The sequence below is a fragment of the Mesorhizobium sp. M7A.F.Ca.US.006.01.1.1 genome (assembly GCF_003997935.1).
Classification (GTDB): Bacteria; Pseudomonadota; Alphaproteobacteria; order Rhizobiales; family Rhizobiaceae; genus Mesorhizobium.
In genome coordinates, this window is sequence record NZ_RZQL01000542.1 from 1 (window position 1) to 468 (window position 468).

General features: G+C 70.1%; 1 pseudogene. It reads left to right on the forward strand.

Annotated elements, in window-relative coordinates:
• A pseudogene (locus tag EN943_RS37400) lies at window positions 1-468 on the forward strand (hypothetical protein); the annotation flags it as partial.

The following is a 468-nucleotide window of genomic DNA, read 5'->3' on the forward strand; positions in this document are numbered from 1 at the left end:
TGTCGCTGTCGGTGGCCAGGGCGGCGCTGGCGGGGCAGGTGGCCAGGTCGAGGTCAAAAACACCGCAAACATAACCACCAAAGGCGCGCTCGCGCACGGCATCCTGGCGCAATCGGTCGGTGGCGGCGGCGGCAATGGCGGCAGCGCCGGTGCGGTCGCGGTCGGTATATTCGGTGCGGCTGGCGTCGCGATCGGCGGCGGCGGCGGCGATGCGAACCTGAGCGATCAGGTTACCGTCACCCACAAGGGCGACATCCACGTCGGCGGCGCGGGCGCCAAAGCCATCCTGGCGCAATCGGTCGGCGGCAGCGGCGGCAATGGCGGCAACGCCTATTCCGGAGCCTTCAGTGCGGGTTTCTACGCATCGGCAGCGGTCGGCGTTTCGGTTGGCGGCGAGGGCGGCGATGGCGGCCCTGGCGGCAAGGTTACGGTCAGGGCGGACGGCAACATCATCGCCGACACGGACGC